Below are 16704 nucleotides of genomic sequence, written 5' to 3' on the forward strand. Positions count from 1 at the left end.
CGGTGAGCCGTACGTCCGGACCTGCGGCTGCGGCCCGGACGTACGGCTACCCCGTAGCGGCTCCCTTTGCGCACGACCCTTTGCGGCTGGTGGGCCCAGGAGGAGGGCCCGGGCGGGTCCGGCGCAGAGCGAACAATGTCCCACGTGTGATTTCCCCCTCGGAGTCCTCCGCGAAACAGCAGGGTGCGGGATGCTGGCGATAACGTTCGTTCACCTCCCCGGCAATGAAGCGCGGGGGTCGCATGTGGAGGCAGAGATGGGTGTGACCGGTCCGATCCGCGTGGTGGTGGCCAAGCCGGGTCTCGACGGCCACGATCGCGGGGCCAAGGTGATCGCGCGGGCGCTGCGTGACGCCGGTATGGAGGTCATCTACACGGGGCTGCACCAGACGCCCGAACAGATCGTGGACACGGCGATCCAGGAGGACGCCGACGCGATCGGCCTGTCCATCCTCTCGGGCGCGCACAACACGCTGTTCGTGAAGGTGCTGGAGCTGCTGAAGGAGCGCGACGCGGAGGACATCAAGGTCTTCGGCGGCGGCATCATCCCGGAGGCGGACATCGCCCCGCTGAAGGAGAAGGGCGTGGCGGAGATCTTCACCCCGGGCGCGACGACCACGTCCATCGTCGACTGGGTGAACAAGAACGTCCGCGTCGCCGCGTAGCCGGTCGGCGACGTCCCCCGCCCCGCGCGGACCCCGGCACGCCGGGGTCCGTTCCGTGCGTGGTGTCAGCCGGTCCGCTGGAGGCGGGCGGACCATTCGCCGCTACCCGCACTGTTGATCTCGGCGACAGTCCACGTGCCGTTGGCCAGGGCGAACTCGGCTCCCAGGGGCAGGGTCTGTGCTCCGCTCACGCCGCCCGGTACATCGATGAAGAGCCTCACCTGTGCAGGCTGCCCCTCCTGCGCGGCAATCGCTCCGACGCCTCCGACGGTGCCGAAGGGCAGTCGCATGATCTGACCTCCCCTGACCGTGAATTCGCGGTCGATTTCAGGCATTTCATTCCCCTAGCGAAGCGCTATGTACTGCCCCGGATATCCCTTGGGCTGACAGTATTCTATGATTTCGTCCGCCGTCAGTGGCTCCGGCTGGTGGCTGTTCCAGGGGTTGTGCAACGTGAAGGTTCCGTCGTCGGCGTCATAGGACACGATCTCGTACGCGTGACCACCGACCAGGTCCTTCGGTAGCAGGCTCTCCCCGTTCGCGGCATCCGCCCCTCGCGTCGCCGCGATGACGGCCTTCCCTTCGGAGAGCTTCGACTTGATCTGCTCCTCGAGCACGTCCGCCGCCCCTTCCCCCTGGGGGAACGTGACCAGGTCGGTGGGCTCACCCGTGAGCTGGGTCAGGAGTTCGGCCTGGTTGTAGTACGGGGTTCCCTGGTTCAGCCGGCCGTACCCCGAGGGAGTAGGGCCTTCCAAGTCCTCCGCATTCACCGTCTCGTCGTACTGGACCTTGTAATCCGTCTGGTTCGACCAATCCCGCTCCCAAACGTCACGGCGCCCTTCCGGCCACGTCTCGTCAATTCCGGCTGCCGCCTTCTCCAGCAGCGCCGGCCAGGCCGCTTGATTGACCGAGACGAACGCGGCGTTCTCCGGATATCCCTTGAGGACGGGGAGGTCCGGAGTGACGGACAGTTCGACACGATCACCGGGCACGTAGCCATTGCCGTCGTAGTGCGCCTCGTGAACCGTGATGGAGTACGTACCGTCCTCGTTCTCCTTGATGTTCTCCTTGATGACCTCCGGGCGTGCCGATGCGGCCGCCCCGATGACGGAGACGATTCCGCAGTCGCTGAGACTGCCCTGCGCCACTTGATCCCGGCCCGGCTCACCCTGGAACAGGGGGACGCCGAGTTCCTTGATGGGGTCCCCGTACTCCACTGCCGCAGCGCCCTTGTCATACATGCGGTCGATGTCCGGGCGCTCGATCCGCACAGCCGTCTCGTCGACCTCTTGGGTCTCGGCCTCAGGTGCGTTCAGCTGTTCCGTTCCGTCCGTAGCGGATGTCGCCTCGGATGCGGCTTCGGATGTGGCCTCTGATGTGGTCTCGGACGTCACTTCGGCGTCCGGGACCGGTTCCTCCTGCTGGTCCGGGGCGGGATCCGATTGCACGTCGTCCACGTCCGCTTCCGTGACGTTCTCGGGCTCCGACGTGGAGGTCTCGGACGGTTCCGTACTCTCGTCCACGGCCGCGGGCTCGACAGGTTCCTCGGCGTCGGCGCCCTCTTGGGCGGAGTCCGCCGCCACCTCCGGCATCTCGGGTTCGTCGACGTCAGCCCCGTCTTCAAGGGGCTCCGGGCCAGCCGCCGTTTCAGCCGCCGCCTCGGAGTCCTCGGGTTCGGCTGGCTCTTGCGGGTCGTCGGCATCCATCTCCGGGGCAACCGGCTTCAGTTGATCGGCCGACTCGTCCGGGCCCTCAGGGAAGTCCCCGGGTTCTGCCGGCTCGACGGGTTCGCAGAACGTGTCGCTGTCGGCAGACTTCTGGGGCGCGGGGACATCCTTGATCTCCGGTTCCACCGTGTCCGTACTCGTACCCGTATCCAGCTCGCTCATGCGGCGCCCCCCCAAGACCGTGTCCGACTTCGGTCCCTCTGGTCGACCGGTGATCCGAACGTCACCCTAGTCGCGCGGAGCGGAGCCCGAACGGGTGCCTTCACGTCCGACCCGGGCGCCGCTGCGACTGCCCCAGGAGGCGGTGCGGCGGGGGTATCAGCTCGGCGGGGGTGTCAGTTCCGTCTGCATCTGGGATCTCAGGCGGAGGGTGGAGACCAGGCGTTGGAAGGCCTCGGACCAGTAGCCGCCGGCTCCTGGGGAGGCGTCTTCCGGTTCTGTGGTGAGGGCGGTCAGGGACTCCAGTTGGGGGGCCGACTCCGGGGAGAGGCAGCGCTCGGCCAGGCCCATGACGCCGCTGAAGCTCCAGGGGTAACTGCCCGCGTCGCGGGCGATGTCGAGGGCGTCGATCACCGCGCCGCCCAGCGGCTCCGACCAGGGCACCGTGCAGACGCCGAGGAGTTGGAAGGCCTCCGACAGGCCGTGCGCCGCGATGAACGAGGCGACCCAGCGGGCCCGTTCCTCGTCCGGGAGCGTCGACAGCAGCTGCGCCCGCTCCGCCAGGGACGACGTGCCCGGGCCGGTCGCCGGCGGGGTCGCGGGGGAGCCGAGCAGGGCGCGTGACCAGTCGGCGTCCCGCTGGCGGACCGCCGCGCGGCACCACGCCGCGTGCAGCTCGCCCGCCCAGTCGTCCGCGACCGGCAGCGCCACGATCTCCTCGGCCGAGCGGCCCCCGAACCGCGCCGGCCAGCACGACAGTGGCGCCGAGTCGACGAGCTTGCCCAGCCACCAGGACCGCTCACCGCGGCCCGCAGGCGGGGTGGCGACGACGCCGTCCCGCTGCATCCCGGCGTCGCATTCGTGCGGCGCCTCGACCACGATCGTCGCGCTCCCTTCCGTACGGTCGAGGGAGACGCAGGAGGTCGCCCGGTCCGCCATCCGGCCGGCGAGCGCCGATCCGGCCAGGGCGGAGAGCAGTTCGGCGGCGGTCGAGCGGACGTTACGGCTCCGGTCGGACAGGGCCTCCTCCAGGAACTCCTCGTCCGCGCCGGAGAGTCCGGCCCGCAGCGAGTCCAGGAACATCAGCCGGTCCTCGGCCCGCTCCGCCGCCCAGGTCGAACGCAGCAGAGCCAGCGCGGCCGCCGGGTCCTCGGCCCGTACGGCGGCGAGCAGCGCGACCCGCTCGGCGAACAGGCCCTCGTCCCACAGGGACTTGACCGCCTCGCCGTCCCCGGGGTCGGGGAGCGCGGCACCACTCGCCGCGCCGCGCAGGGCGAACTTCCAGTCCGGGTTGAGCCCGGCCAGCCACAGGCCGCGCGGCCCGGCGAGGGCGAGCGCCTGGGGGCGCAGGTCCGTCCGGGCGCGGGCGGCGTCGAGGAGGGCGGGCAGCGCGGACGCCGGTGCCCGGTAGCCGTGTTCGTTGGCGGCGGCGAGCCACTGGGGGAGCAGCTCGGCGAGGTCGGGCGCGGCCCCGCGCCGACCGCCGGACGGGGCGGGGGCGGCCCGGCCCGCGAGGAGCAGGCCGAGCCGGTGGCGGGCGGCCGCGGGCAGCGGCTTGCGGTGGTCGTGCGGGGCGGGCTCGGGTGCGGCGGCCGCGGGCCCGGGCCGCAGGCCCGCCCTTCTCCGTACGGTGTGCAGCGCGGCGACGTCGAGCAGGGCTACGGGAGCGTTGCCCGCGCCCGAGCCCGCGTCGGAGGGCGCGCAGCGCGTCGTGCGCGCGGGGAGCGTCGGCGGGCGGCGGTCCGTGCCGAGCAGCGCCGAAGTGACGAGTTCTTCCCAGGCGTCCATGGAGGCCTCCAGGCCGTCGTGCCGATCGAGGTTCAGTGGAGCGGGACCGTCTCGCCCGGGGCGTCGGCCGACCAGGCGGCGAGCGGGGTGAACCCGCGGTGCCCGCACTCCCCGAAGACGGTCACCGGGCCGCCCCCGGAGAGCGCGGCGAGCCGCCACAGGCCGGGCCGCCCGAGCGCGGCACCGCTCAACGGCACCGCCTCGCCGGGGGCCGCGTCCGGGGCGGCGCCCAGCAAGGGCGCCGCGTCCGCGAGCTGCCAGCCGTGCTCCGTAGGCAGGGGGACGACATCGGTGAGTGTCACCGGCCACGAGTCCAGCCAGGGGTCCTCCCGCAGCGCGAGCCCGTAGGCGGTGAGCGCGTCGCCGACCGTGCCGCCCGGGGGCGGGGCGTCGAGCGGGGCCGGGGCGGCGAACTGCTCGCCCAGCTCCGCGCGGAGCGCCCCCGCGCCCGCGTGGAGCACGAGCGCGGCGTCGACGACCACGCCCACCGGCAGGGCCAGTTCGGGCGCGCGGCCGGCCGCCCCGAAGGAGAGGAGCAGCGCCGTGCGCCCGGTGGCCCGGCCGTGCAGCCAGATGCGGCGGGTCGTCAACTTGCCGTCCCCCGTGTCGTACTGGGCGAGGACCAGCCAGTGGTCCCGCACCGAGGGGCCCTCCGCGGGCGTGGTCAGGCCCACCCGGGTCCGTACGGTCGCCGCCAGCGGATCCGGGAGCCGGTCGACGGAGAGCCAGGCCCGGTCGAGGAGGTGCGTCAGCGCGCACTCCTCCAGGAGCCGAACCGGCCAGCCGGGCCCCGAGCCCGGTATCGACCCCAACTCCCGCACCCGTCCCGCGAGTCCCGGTGCCTGGGCGTCGACCATGCGCGCCGCCGTCTCCTCCCACAGGGCGTACCCGGCCTGCTCCGCCGAGGCCAGGCCGCCGCGCAGCAGGTCGGCCAGGCGCTGCTCCAACTCCTCCGCGCCCGAGGTGATCCGGGCCGCGCGCCGCTCCGCCCTGCGCCGGGCGGCCTCGGGATCGGCGGTGGCGGCCGGCCCCGTCCCCTCCGCGCCGCGCGTGCGGGCGGCGGCGCGCTCGCGCCGGCCCGTCAGCCACGTCGCCGCCCAGTCGGGCACGTCGGCGCCGGCGGCGAAGGCCTCGGCGTCCCCCGCCCAGAGCAGCAGGAGCCCCAGCGCGTGCTTGCACGGGAACTTCCGGCTGGGGCAACTGCACGAGTACGCCGGGCCCGTGGTGTCGACGACCGTGCGGTACGGCTTGCTGCCGCTGCCGCGGCACAGCCCCCAGACGGCCCCCTCGCCGCCCGTGCCCGTACCGGACCACGGCCCGGCCGTGCCGAGCTTGCTTCCCGCTTTGCGCGAGGCGTCGTCAGGAGCCAGTGCCAGCACCTGATCCGCCGTCCAGCGCACCCCCTGTGTGTCCATGCCCTCGACCGTAGGGGGCGCCACTGACAACGGAGTTGACCTGCGCCTTTTCGGGTCGGGGCCGGCTCGGTCCCGACCGGGTGACAACGGCGTGGCGGCATTTGACTTTGCCTGCTCTTTACGATTGTCTGCCGAAGCCGAACCACCGACCTTCACTGGGGGACCCACCATGAACCGCACCATCCGCACCGCCGTCGCGACGCTCGCCGTCACCGGCCTGGCGTTCGGCCTCGGCGCCTGCGCGGCCGCGGAGAAGGCCGCCGACCAGGCCGACAAGGCCGTGAACGAGACCTACGAGGTCACGTACGAGGTCACCGGCAAGGGCGTCGAGTCGATCCAGTTCCACGGCGGCAGCGGTTCGGCCATGGAGCCGAAGCTGGAGACCGAGGCGAAGCCGACGACGCCGTGGAAGAAGACGGTGACGCTGAAGGGGATCATGCCCCCGGCCGTCATGCCGATGGCGCTCGACCCGGCCGACCTCACCTGCAAGGTCATCCACGACGGCAAGGTCATCAAGGAGGCCAAGGGCCAGGACGCGATGGCCGGCGGCTGCGTCGCGGTCTCCCCGATCGCCGGCTGACACCCGTACGCGCCACTGGAGTTCGCCGCTGACCTGCGGCGACGGCCGACTGTCAGTGGCATGGTGCACGGTGGATCCCACATCAGGTCGAACGATCTGGAGGGGGATCCATGACCGTGTCCGAAACCATCGCGAGCACCGTCCCCGGTGCCGGAACCGACACCGGGACGGGCGCCGCGGCGCTGCCCGCCCAGGCCGCGCCGAGCGGCCCCGACCTCGGCTCCGAGGCCCTGCGGCCGCATGCCGAACACGCCTTCGCGGACGAACTCAAGGCGCTCGCCGCCGCCGACGACCGGCCGCGGCCCGCCCGTTGGCAGCTGTCCCCGTGGGCCGTCGCCACCTATCTCCTCGGCGGGACGCTCCCCGACGGCACGGTGATCACACCGAAGTACGTCGGGCCGCGCCGGATCGTCGAGGTCGCCGTCACCACACTCGCCACCGACCGGGCCCTGCTGCTGCTCGGCGTCCCCGGCACCGCCAAGACCTGGGTGTCCGAGCACCTCGCCGCGGCCGTCAGCGGCGACTCGACCCTGCTCGTGCAGGGCACGGCCGGCACGCCCGAGGAGGCGATCCGGTACGGCTGGAACTACGCCAAGCTGCTCGCCCACGGCCCCAGCCGGGACGCGCTCGTGCCCAGCCCCGTCATGCGCGCCATGTCCGAGGGACTGACCGCCCGCGTCGAGGAGCTCACCCGCATCCCGGCCGACGTGCAGGACACGCTCATCACGATCCTGTCCGAGAAGACCCTGCCGATCCCGGAGCTCGGCCAGGAGGTCCAGGCGGTACGGGGCTTCAACCTGATCGCCACCGCCAACGACCGCGACCGGGGGGTCAACGACCTCTCCAGCGCACTGCGCCGCCGCTTCAACACGGTCGTGCTGCCGCTGCCCGCGACCCCGGAGGCGGAGGTCGACATCGTCGCGCGCCGCGTCGACCAGATCGGCCGCTCGCTCGACCTCCCGGCCGTGCCGGAGGGGGTCGAGGAGATCCGACGGGTCGTCACCGTCTTCCGCGAGCTGCGCGACGGGGTGACCGCGGACGGCCGCACGAAGCTCAAGTCCCCTTCGGGGACGCTCTCCACGGCCGAGGCGATCTCCGTCGTCACCGGCGGCCTGGCGCTCTCCGCCCACTTCGGCGACGGCGTCCTGCGCTCCGCCGACGTCGCCGCCGGCATCCTCGGCGCGGTCGTCCGCGACCCGGCGGCGGACCGCGTCATCTGGCAGGAGTACCTGGAGACGGTCGTCCGGGAAAGAGACGGCTGGAAGGACTTCTACCGCGCTTGCCGCGAGGTGAGCGCATGACGGCGGGGCCCCTGTTCCTCGGCGTACGCCACCACGGGCCCGGCTCCGCCCGGGCCGTGCTCGGGGCGCTGGAGACACGGCGGCCCGCAGCGGTCCTCGTCGAGGGTCCGCCCGAGGCCGACGGGATCCTCGCGCTCGCCGGGGACGACGCGATGCGGCCGCCGGTCGCGCTGCTCGGCCACGCCGTGGACGACCCAGGCCGCGCCGCGTTCTGGCCCTTCGCCGAGTTCTCGCCCGAGTGGGTGGCGATCCGCTGGGCCCTCGCCCACGGCGCCGCCGTCCGGTTCATCGACCTGCCCGCCGCCCACACCCTCGCCGCCACCGACCCCACCTGGGGCGACGGCGAGGGCGACGAACCCGAGGCCGACCAGGGCCCGCGCGTCGACCCGATCGCCGAGCTCGCCCGGGCCGGCGGATACGACGACCCCGAGCGCTGGTGGGAGGACGCCGTCGAACTGCGCGGCGCCGCCGACCCCGTCGCCCCCTTCGAGGCGCTCGCCGACGCCATGGGCGCCCTGCGCGAGACCCACGGCCACGGCGGCCACGCCCGCGACCTGATCCGCGAGGCGTACATGCGGCTCCAGCTGAGGGCCGCGCGCAAGGAGTTCGGTGACGAGGTGGCCGTCGTCTGCGGCGCCTGGCACGTGCCCGCGCTGACCGCTACGACGACCGCCACCGCCGACCGCGCCCTGCTCAAAGGCCTGCCCAAGGTGAAGACCGAGATGACGTGGGTGCCCTGGACCCACCGCCGCCTCGCCCGCCGCTCCGGCTACGGTGCCGGTATCGACGCCCCCGGCTGGTACGGACACCTCTTCGCCGCCCCCGACCGCCCGATCGAGCGCTGGATGACCAAGGTCGCCGGCCTCCTCAGGGACGAGGACACCTTCGTCTCCTCCGCCCACGTCATCGAGGCGGTCCGGCTCGCCGAGACCCTCGCGGCGATGCGCGGCCGGCCCCTCGCCGGGCTCGGCGAGACCACCGACGCCGTCCGCGCCGTGATGTGCGACGGCTCCGACGTCCCGCTCGACCTCGTGCGCGACCGCCTCGTCGTCGGCGACGTCCTCGGCGAGGTCCCCGACGACGCCCCCGCCGTCCCCCTCCAGCGCGACCTCGCCCGGCTCCAGAAGAGCCTGCGGCTCAAGCCGGAGGCCCAGGAGCGGGAGCTCGAACTCGACCTGCGCAAGGACAACGACGCCGCCCGCAGCCAACTCCTGCACCGCCTGCGGCTGCTCTCCGTCGAGTGGGGCACGCCCGTCGCCGGACGCGGCAGCACCGGCACCTTCCGCGAGACCTGGCGGCTGCGCTGGCAGCCCGAACTCCACGTCCGGGTCGCCGAAGCCGGCGTCTGGGGCACCACGGTCGAGTCCGCCGCCGTCGCCAAGGCAGAGGCCCGCGCCCAGGAGGCGACCGCGCTCGCCGACGTCACCGCGCTCGCCGAGCAGTGCCTGCTCGCCGGACTCGGTGCCGCCCTCCCCGTCGTCATGACCGCCCTCGCCGACCGCGCCGCGCTCGACACGGACGTGGCCCACCTCGCCCAGGCCCTGCCCGCGCTCGCCCGCTCGCTGCGCTACGGCGACGTCCGGGCCACCGACACCGCCGCGCTCGGCGAGGTCGCGGCCGGGCTCGCCGAGCGGATCTGCGTCGGCCTGCCGCCCGCCTGCACCGGCCTCGACACCGACGCCGCCACCGAGATGCGCGGCCACCTCGACGCCGTCCACGGCGCGCTCCCCCTGCTCCCCGACAGCGACAGCACGGACAGCGAGGGCACGGCCGCCCGGTGGACCGGCGTCCTGCGCGGGCTCGCCGCCCGCGACAGCGTGCCCGGCACCATCCGGGGCCGGGCCGCCCGACTCCTCCTCGACGAGGGCGGGCTCGACGAGGAGGAGGCCGCGCGGCTCATGGGCCTCGCCCTCTCGCCCGGCACCCCGCCCGCCGACGCCGCCGCCTGGATCGAGGGCTTCGTCGGCGGCGCCTCCGGAGGAGGCATGCTCCTCGTCCACGACGAACGGCTGCTCGCCCTCGTCGACACATGGCTGACCGGCGTGACGGCGGACGCCTTCACCGACGTCCTGCCCCTGCTGCGCCGCACCTTCTCCGCGTACGAACCAGGCGTGCGTCGCACCCTGGGCGAGCTGGTCGCCCGCGGCCCGTCCGCCACCGCCGCGAACCGTACGGACGCCGCCGTACCCGGCTTCGGCACCGCGCTCGACGAGGAACGGGCCGACGGAGTCCTGCCCGTGCTCGAACTGATCCTGGGACCGACCGACCTCGTGGGGATGGACCGATGACCGCGACGACCGACAGCCCGGCCGCGGCCGGAGCCGGGCACGACGAACGGCTGCGCCGCTGGCGCATGGTCCTCGGCGGCGGCGAGGCCGACGGCACCGGCTGCGCCCTCACCGGCACGGACGCCGCCATGGACGGAGCCCTGACCGCGCTCTACGGACGGAGCGACGGCCGCACCGACCGCCGCGCCGGCGAGCGCGACAGGTCCGCCGGACTCGGCGCCTCCGCGCCCTCCGTGGCCCGCTGGCTCGGCGACATCAGGACGTACTTCCCCAGCTCCGTCGTCCAGGTCATGCAGCGCGACGCCATCGACCGCCTCGGGCTCTCCACCCTCCTCCTGGAGCCCGAGATGCTGGAGGCCGTCGAGGCCGACGTCCATCTCGTCGGCACGCTGCTCTCCCTCAACAAGGCCATGCCCGAGACGACCAAGGAGACGGCCCGCGCGGTCGTCCGCAAGGTCGTCGAGGACCTGGAGAAGCGCCTCGCCACCCGCACCCGGGCCACGCTCACCGGCGCGCTCGACCGCTCCGCCCGGGTCAGCCGCCCGCGCCACCGGGACATCGACTGGGACCGGACGATCCGCGCCAACCTCAAGAACTACCTGCCCGAGTACCGCACGGTCGTCCCCGAGCGCCTGATCGGCTACGGCCGCGCCGCCCAGTCGGTCAAGAAGGACGTCGTCCTCTGCATCGACCAGTCCGGCTCCATGGCCGCGTCCGTCGTCTATGCCTCCGTGTTCGGCGCGGTCCTCGCCTCCATGCGGGCCATCGCGACCCGGCTCGTCGTCTTCGACACGGCCGTCGTCGACCTGACGGACCAGCTCGACGACCCGGTCGACGTCCTCTTCGGCACCCAGCTCGGTGGCGGCACCGACATCAACCGCGCCCTCGCGTACTGCCAGTCCCAGATCACCCGCCCGGCCGACACGGTCGTCGTCCTCATCAGCGACCTCTACGAAGGGGGCATCCGCGACGAGATGCTGAAGCGGGTCGCCGCGATGAAGGCCTCCGGGGTGCAGTTCGTCGCCCTGCTCGCGCTCTCCGACGAGGGCGCCCCCGCCTACGACCGCGAGCACGCCGCCGCCCTCGCGGCGCTCGGCGCGCCGGCCTTCGCCTGCACCCCCGACCTCTTCCCCGAGGTGATGGCGGCGGCGATCGAGAAGCGCCCGCTGCCCGTGCCGGACACGGCACAGGGACCGCGGAATCCGTAGCGCCGCGGGTCAGGAATCCGTAGCCCCGGCACCACCCGAGCGGACGCGTCCGGACGCACTGAGTCCCATATCACACCTCGGCCGCCCGGACCCTCACTTCGGGGCCGGGCGGGTCGTGAGGCGGCCGGAGCCCAGTTCCCACCTGTGCCGGGGGCGCCGGGCCCATCGGCCCGGTACTCCACGGACCGCCCCCGTACCCCTACGATCTGTGACCCGTATCACCGCTCCGGTGTGACCTGCGATTTAGGGACCAACGTCCTGCGGGGATAACCTGCGGGACGGACATGCCGCGTCCACGGACACCGTGTACGCCTCCCTTGTGACAGCGCAGTCACGTTGCCCTTCGCGGCACGCCCACGCAGACAACGAACCGCGATCATCAGAAAAGGGACGGACGCGCGTGGACCTGTTCGAGTACCAGGCGAGGGACCTCTTCGCCAAGCACGGAGTACCGGTGCTGGCCGGTGAAGTCATCGACACGCCTGAGGCCGCGCGCGCCGCGACCGAGCGCCTCGGCGGCAAGTCCGTCGTCAAGGCCCAGGTGAAGGTCGGCGGCCGCGGCAAGGCCGGCGGCGTCAAGCTGGCGGCCGACGCGGACGAGGCGGTCGCCCGTGCGACCGACATCCTCGGCATGGACATCAAGGGCCACACGGTCCACAAGGTGATGATCGCCGAGCTGTCCCCGGAGATCGAGGCCGAGTACTACGTCTCGTACCTCCTCGACCGCACCAACCGCACCTTCCTCGCGATGGCGTCGGTGCAGGGCGGCATGGACATCGAGGAGGTCGCGGAGAAGACCCCCGAGGCCCTCGCGAAGGTCCCGGTCAACGCCGTCGACGGCGTGAGCATCGAGAAGGCCCGCGAGATCGTGGCCCTGGCGAAGTTCCCGGCCGACGTGGCCGAGGGTGTCGCCGAGGCCCTGGTGACCCTGTGGAAGACCTTCGTCGCCGAGGACGCGCTCCTCGTCGAGGTCAACCCGCTGGTGAAGACCAAGGACGGCCGCATCCTGGCCCTGGACGGCAAGGTGTCTCTCGACGAGAACGCCGACTTCCGTCAGCCGGAGCACGAGGCGCTCGAGGACAAGGCCGCAGCCAACCCGCTCGAGGCTGCCGCCAAGGCCAAGAACCTCAACTACGTCAAGCTGGACGGCGAGGTCGGCATCATCGGCAACGGCGCCGGCCTGGTCATGTCGACCCTGGACGTCGTCGCGTACGCCGGTGAGAACCACGGCGGCGTGAAGCCGGCCAACTTCCTCGACATCGGCGGCGGCGCCTCCGCCGAGGTCATGGCGAACGGCCTGGAGATCATCCTGGGCGACCCGGACGTCAAGTCCGTGTTCGTCAACGTCTTCGGTGGCATCACCGCCTGTGACGAGGTCGCCAACGGCATCGTCCAGGCCCTGGAGCTCCTCGCCTCCAAGGGCGAAGAGGTCACCAAGCCGCTGGTCGTGCGCCTCGACGGCAACAACGCGGAGCTGGGTCGCAAGATCCTGTCGGACGCGAACCACCCGCTCGTGCAGCGTGTGGACACCATGGACGGCGCGGCCGACAAGGCCGCCGAGCTCGCGGCTGCGAAGTAAGGGACGAGGTCAAGCACACCATGGCTATCTTCCTCACCAAGGACAGCAAGGTCATCGTCCAGGGCATGACCGGTGCCACGGGCATGAAGCACACCAAGCTCATGCTGGGTGACGGCACCAACATCGTCGGTGGCGTCAACCCCCGCAAGGCCGGCACGTCCGTCGACTTCGACGGCACCGAGGTCCCGGTCTTCGGCTCCGTCGCCGAGGCGATGGAGAAGACGGGCGCCAACGTCTCCGTCCTCTTCGTCCCGCCGGCCTTCGCCAAGGCCGCCGTGGTCGAGGCGATCGACGCCGAGATCCCGCTCGCCGTGGTCATCACCGAGGGCATCGCCGTCCACGACTCCGCCGCCTTCTGGGCGTACGCGCAGTCGAAGGGCAACAAGACCCGCATCATCGGCCCGAACTGCCCCGGTCTCATCACCCCGGGCCAGTCCAACGCCGGCATCATCCCGGGCGACATCACGAAGCCGGGCCGCATCGGCCTGGTCTCGAAGTCCGGCACGCTGACGTACCAGATGATGTACGAGCTCCGTGACATCGGCTTCTCGTCCGCCGTCGGCATCGGTGGCGACCCGGTCATCGGCACCACGCACATCGACGCCCTCGCGGCGTTCGAGGCCGACCCCGACACCGACCTGATCGTCATGATCGGCGAGATCGGCGGCGACGCCGAGGAGCGTGCGGCGGACTTCATCGCGAAGAACGTCACCAAGCCGGTCGTCGGCTACGTCGCGGGCTTCACCGCGCCCGAGGGCAAGACCATGGGCCACGCCGGCGCCATCGTCTCCGGCTCCTCCGGCACCGCCCAGGCGAAGAAGGAGGCCCTCGAGGCCGCCGGTGTCAAGGTCGGCAAGACGCCGACCGAGACCGCCAAGCTGGCGCGCGCGATCCTCGCGGGCTGAAGCAGCTGAGCGGCATCGTCTGAACCGCACAGGTGGGCCCCGCCCCCTCCCGGGAAACCGGGCAGGGGGCGGGGCCCACTCGCGTACGCCCGCACGCGGCGTACGGCCGCGCTACTGCGTGTCGGGGATGAGCCGCTCCGGGCCGTGGTGGGGCCGGGAGCGGAGGCTGTCGCGCAGCTCCACGTCCTCCGGGGTGAGCTTCTGCGAGCCGCCGCGCACCGGCACGCCGTTGACGGTCTCGCCGGGGTGGTTGACCGGCAGGTACCGCGTCGGCGCGGTCGCGGCCGTGAAGGCCGTGACCCCGATGAGCGCCGCCGTCACGGCGAGGACCGCGCGCGTCCACATCCGCGCCTGCCGCTCGCTGCCCGTCCGTACGCTCCTGGCCTCCGCGAGCGTCGCCGTCGGCGCCTCCTCGACCAGCGCGCCGAGGCGCCGGTGGAGGGCGTCGGGGTCGGCCAGTTCGGGCACGCGCTCCCCGATGACGGTACGGGCGTGCAGCAGCCGGTTGGCGGCTGCGGGGGTGCTCGCCTCGGTCTCGGCGGCCGTGTCGGGCAGGTCGAGACCGAGCCCGTCGTAGAGCAGGACGGTACGGCGGTACGGCGGCGGCAGTTCGAGCAGCGCCGCGAGCAGGTCCCGCCGCCCGGCCTCGGTGGGCGGGGCGTCCGGGTGCTTGTGGCCCCGGCGCAGCCGGTGCCAGGGGGAGAGCGCGTACTCGTACGCCGCCGCCCGCACCCAGCCCACCGGGTCACGGTCGACCGCGACCTCGGGCCAGTGCTGCCAGGCGTGGTGGAAGGCGTGCTCCACGGCCTCCCGGGAGAGCCGGCGGCGGCCGGTGAGCAGGTACGTCTGGTGGACGAGACCGGGCGCGGCGTGCGCGTAGAGGGCGTCGAAGGCCTCTTCCGGGGTGAGCGAGGGCTCGATGGGGCCTTCGAGGGCTTCGGGGGCCGGGGGTTCCGCAGTGGGCATGGGCTCGACCGGTTTCAGCTTCTCCAGGGGCTGCTGGGCGGCGGCCCAGCCCGCCCGGACGGCGCGGGGGGCCTTCTGACCGGTGCCGGAGCCGGGGGCGGCCGCCGCAGGGGTCTTGGGCGGCTTCGCGGCGCGCTTGGCCGCGGCTCTCGGGCGGGTGTTCGCGGTGGGCGCCGCGCCGGCGGTGGCGGGCTTGGCCACGTGCGTCGGGGGTTCCACGTGCTTCGGGGGCTCGGCCACTCGGGTGGGCGGCTCGGCGGGTGTGGGTGGCGTGGGCGGCTCGGCGGGGGGCGCGGACTCGGGGGCGGGGGCGCCCTGGTCCTCGTACGCGCCGATCAGCTTCGCGTACGCCTCCTGCTTCCGCCCCCGTGGTGTGGTGCGGCCGGTCTCCCAGGACCTGACCGTGGCCCGCGTGACCCCCATGGCCTCCGCGACCTGGTCCTCGCTCAGTCCCCTGGCCTCGCGCAGTCTGCGCCGCTCCTTGGGGGAGGGCATGCTCCGGTTCATCGGCGACGACCTCCCGCAAGGGCGTTCCGGGCGGAAAAGTACATAAACGTATCTTGAGCGACACAACGGCGTTTTGCCTGTTACGCGAGAAAAGCGCGTGTCGTTGGCAGCATGGGCGCGTGACCCACCTGACCGAGCACACCCCCGCGCTGCCGGCCGAGCCACTGGTCCAGGGCGGCCGGTCCGCCGCTCTCGGGGCCGCGTTCGTGCGCGGCGGGGTCGCGGCGGGGCTCGGGCTCGGCGCCCTCGCGGTCCTGGTGACGGCGGCGTGGATCAGCTCGCCGTACCCCGACAGCGGTCCCGGCGAGGCGCTGCACACGGCCGCCGGTCTTTGGCTGCTCGCCCACGGCGTGGACCTGATCCGCACGGACACCGCCTCGGGCCTGCCTGCGCCGCTCGGGATCACCCCGCTGCTGCTCATGGCGCTGCCGGCCTGGCTCCTGCACCGGATCGCGCGGGGCGCCCTGGAGCCGTACGCGGAGGAGCGGGCGGCCGGAGTGGCGGCCGGAGTGGCGGCCGTGACGGCCGTGTGCGCCGGGTATCTGCTGGTCGCGGCCGGTGTGGTGCTCTACTCGGTGAGCGGTTCGCTCCCCGCCGACCTGCTGAGCGCCGGCCTGTGGCTGCCCCTGACGGTGGCTGCCTTCGCCGGGCTCGGCGCGTGGACGGCGGCAGGACGGCCCCTCCCGCGCCAGGAACACGCGGCCGTGGCGCTGCGCTCGGTGGCGCCCGCGCTCGTGGTCCTGCCGGCCGGCGGGGCGGCGGTGTTCGGGGCCTCGCTGGTCTGGCACGCGGCCGCCGCGCAGGAGTCGTTCGCCGGGCTCGCGGGGGAGTGGTCGGGGCGCGCCTCGGTCCTGCTCCTTGCCGTCGCGCTGGTGCCGAACGCGGCGGTGTGGGGGGCTTCGTACGGCCTCGGGCCGGGGTTCGCGCTCGGTACGGGAGCCTCGGTGACCCCGCTGGGCCTCACCGGCGCGGCGGCCGTCCCGCCCTTCCCGCTGCTTGCCGCGCTGCCCGGCGCGGGACCGGGCGGCTGGGTCCACTGGGCGGCGGCGACGGTCCCGCTCGTGGCGGCCGTGGTCCTCGGCGCGGGCGTCGGCCGGTCGGCACGGGCCTGGACGGCCCGGGAGGCGGCGCTGACGGCCCTGATCGGCGCCTGGGTGTGCGGGGCGGTGACGGCCCTCCTCGCGGGGGCCGCCGGAGGGCCCCTCGGCGCGGGCCGGCTCGCGGCGTTCGGCCCGGTGTGGTGGCAGACCGGGGCGGCGGCGGTGCTGTGGTGCGCGGCGGTCGGGGTGCCGGTGGCGCTGGGCGTACGGGCCTGGGGCCTGCGCGGCACGAAGTCGGCGCCGGCCGTGACGGCGGGGCCGTGGGCCGAGGCCGAGGCGGAGCCGCTGCCGCCGGTGCAGGCGCCGACCCCGACCCCGGTCGTCCCCGTACCGACTCCTGCCCGCGAGGTCGAGGTCGAGGCCGAGGACGACGACGCGTACGACGACACCGGGTTCGAGTCGTACGACTTCCTCCCGGCGGCCTGGGAACCGGCCCTTCCGCCTCCGCCACCTCCGCCGCCCCCGCCGGCGGCCCCTGAGGCCCCGGCGAAGGACGGCGAGGACTAGCCGCTCCTCC

13 protein-coding genes are annotated in these 16704 nt (G+C 73.4%); 8 read left to right on the plus strand and 5 right to left on the minus strand.

Annotated features, from left to right (window positions below; translation table 11 throughout):
* Positions 1-256: 256 nt before the first annotated feature.
* A complete protein-coding gene (locus ACWCO8_RS14725) occupies positions 257-664 on the plus strand; it encodes a cobalamin B12-binding domain-containing protein (protein ID WP_362013769.1) in 408 nt (135 codons plus the stop codon).
* A gap of 65 nt (positions 665-729) precedes the next feature.
* On the opposite strand, the gene ACWCO8_RS14730 is transcribed toward ACWCO8_RS14725, so the two are convergent.
* The 4 genes from ACWCO8_RS14730 to ACWCO8_RS14745 form a co-directional block, all read right to left on the minus strand.
* A complete protein-coding gene (locus tag ACWCO8_RS14730) occupies positions 730-999 on the minus strand; it encodes a DUF6406 domain-containing protein (RefSeq protein WP_451032518.1) in 270 nt (89 codons plus the stop codon).
* Between the two features lie 9 nt (positions 1000-1008).
* On the minus strand, positions 1009-2553 hold the full coding sequence (locus ACWCO8_RS14735; RefSeq protein ID WP_451032519.1) for a hypothetical protein: 1545 nt from the start codon (positions 2551-2553) through the stop codon (positions 1009-1011).
* Between the two features lie 156 nt (positions 2554-2709).
* A complete protein-coding gene (locus ACWCO8_RS14740) occupies positions 2710-4338 on the minus strand; it encodes a DUF5691 domain-containing protein (protein ID WP_451032520.1) in 1629 nt (542 codons plus the stop codon).
* 32 nt (positions 4339-4370) lie between these two features.
* Complete coding sequence (locus ACWCO8_RS14745; protein ID WP_451032521.1) at positions 4371-5753, minus strand: SWIM zinc finger family protein; 1383 nt, start codon at positions 5751-5753, stop codon at positions 4371-4373.
* Positions 5754-5922: 169 nt separating this feature from the next.
* Between ACWCO8_RS14745 and ACWCO8_RS14750 the strand changes: the two genes are divergently transcribed.
* The 6 genes from ACWCO8_RS14750 to sucD all read left to right on the plus strand — a co-directional run bounded on the left by ACWCO8_RS14750 (position 5923) and on the right by sucD (position 13614).
* Positions 5923-6333, plus strand: a complete 411-nt coding sequence (locus ACWCO8_RS14750; RefSeq protein ID WP_362013774.1) for a hypothetical protein — start codon at positions 5923-5925, stop codon at positions 6331-6333.
* Between the two features lie 110 nt (positions 6334-6443).
* On the plus strand, positions 6444-7634 hold the full coding sequence (locus ACWCO8_RS14755) for an ATP-binding protein (RefSeq protein ID WP_451032522.1): 1191 nt from the start codon (positions 6444-6446) through the stop codon (positions 7632-7634).
* Positions 7631-9922, plus strand: coding sequence for a DUF5682 family protein (locus ACWCO8_RS14760; protein WP_451032523.1), 2292 nt, complete (start codon positions 7631-7633; stop codon positions 9920-9922). Before ACWCO8_RS14755 ends, ACWCO8_RS14760 begins: the two co-directional genes overlap by 4 nt.
* Positions 9919-11130, plus strand: coding sequence for a VWA domain-containing protein (locus ACWCO8_RS14765; RefSeq protein ID WP_451032524.1), 1212 nt, complete (start codon positions 9919-9921; stop codon positions 11128-11130). Before ACWCO8_RS14760 ends, ACWCO8_RS14765 begins: the two co-directional genes overlap by 4 nt.
* A gap of 400 nt (positions 11131-11530) precedes the next feature.
* Entirely contained in the window at positions 11531-12709 is a 1179-nt protein-coding gene (gene sucC / locus ACWCO8_RS14770) for an ADP-forming succinate--CoA ligase subunit beta (RefSeq protein WP_362013780.1), read from the plus strand.
* A 20-nt stretch (positions 12710-12729) separates the two neighbouring features.
* Positions 12730-13614, plus strand: coding sequence for a succinate--CoA ligase subunit alpha (gene sucD / locus ACWCO8_RS14775; RefSeq protein WP_260229316.1), 885 nt, complete (start codon positions 12730-12732; stop codon positions 13612-13614).
* Between the two features lie 111 nt (positions 13615-13725).
* Here the strand turns inward: sucD and ACWCO8_RS14780 are convergent, their stop codons facing one another.
* The gene (locus ACWCO8_RS14780; RefSeq protein WP_451032525.1) at positions 13726-15075 is read right to left on the minus strand and encodes a sigma factor-like helix-turn-helix DNA-binding protein; all 1350 of its coding nucleotides are present in this window, start codon (positions 15073-15075) and stop codon (positions 13726-13728) included.
* A gap of 131 nt (positions 15076-15206) precedes the next feature.
* On the opposite strand from ACWCO8_RS14780, the gene ACWCO8_RS14785 reads away from it, so the two are divergent.
* Positions 15207-16694: a cell division protein PerM gene (locus ACWCO8_RS14785; RefSeq protein ID WP_451032526.1), complete on the plus strand. Its 1488-nt coding sequence runs from the start codon at positions 15207-15209 to the stop codon at positions 16692-16694.
* Positions 16695-16704: the final 10 nt, after the last annotated feature.

Source organism: Streptomyces sp. NPDC001927 (assembly GCF_053594455.1).

What these genes read in the sequence shown, in the direction of transcription:
- ACWCO8_RS14735 (WP_451032519.1), bottom strand. Translation starts at nt 2,553, where the DNA reads ATGAGCGAGCTGGATACGGGTACGAGTACGGACACGGTGGAACCGGAG.
- ACWCO8_RS14780 (WP_451032525.1), bottom strand. Translation starts at nt 15,075, where the DNA reads ATGCCCTCCCCCAAGGAGCGGCGCAGACTGCGCGAGGCCAGGGGACTG.
- ACWCO8_RS14750 (WP_362013774.1), top strand. Translation starts at nt 5,923, where the DNA reads ATGAACCGCACCATCCGCACCGCCGTCGCGACGCTCGCCGTCACCGGC.
- ACWCO8_RS14755 (WP_451032522.1), top strand. Translation starts at nt 6,444, where the DNA reads ATGACCGTGTCCGAAACCATCGCGAGCACCGTCCCCGGTGCCGGAACC.
- ACWCO8_RS14725 (WP_362013769.1), top strand. Translation starts at nt 257, where the DNA reads ATGGGTGTGACCGGTCCGATCCGCGTGGTGGTGGCCAAGCCGGGTCTC.
- ACWCO8_RS14745 (WP_451032521.1), bottom strand. Translation starts at nt 5,753, where the DNA reads ATGGACACACAGGGGGTGCGCTGGACGGCGGATCAGGTGCTGGCACTG.
- ACWCO8_RS14765 (WP_451032524.1), top strand. Translation starts at nt 9,919, where the DNA reads ATGACCGCGACGACCGACAGCCCGGCCGCGGCCGGAGCCGGGCACGAC.
- ACWCO8_RS14740 (WP_451032520.1), bottom strand. Translation starts at nt 4,338, where the DNA reads ATGGACGCCTGGGAAGAACTCGTCACTTCGGCGCTGCTCGGCACGGAC.
- sucD (WP_260229316.1), top strand. Translation starts at nt 12,730, where the DNA reads ATGGCTATCTTCCTCACCAAGGACAGCAAGGTCATCGTCCAGGGCATG.
- ACWCO8_RS14730 (WP_451032518.1), bottom strand. Translation starts at nt 999, where the DNA reads ATGCCTGAAATCGACCGCGAATTCACGGTCAGGGGAGGTCAGATCATG.
- ACWCO8_RS14760 (WP_451032523.1), top strand. Translation starts at nt 7,631, where the DNA reads ATGACGGCGGGGCCCCTGTTCCTCGGCGTACGCCACCACGGGCCCGGC.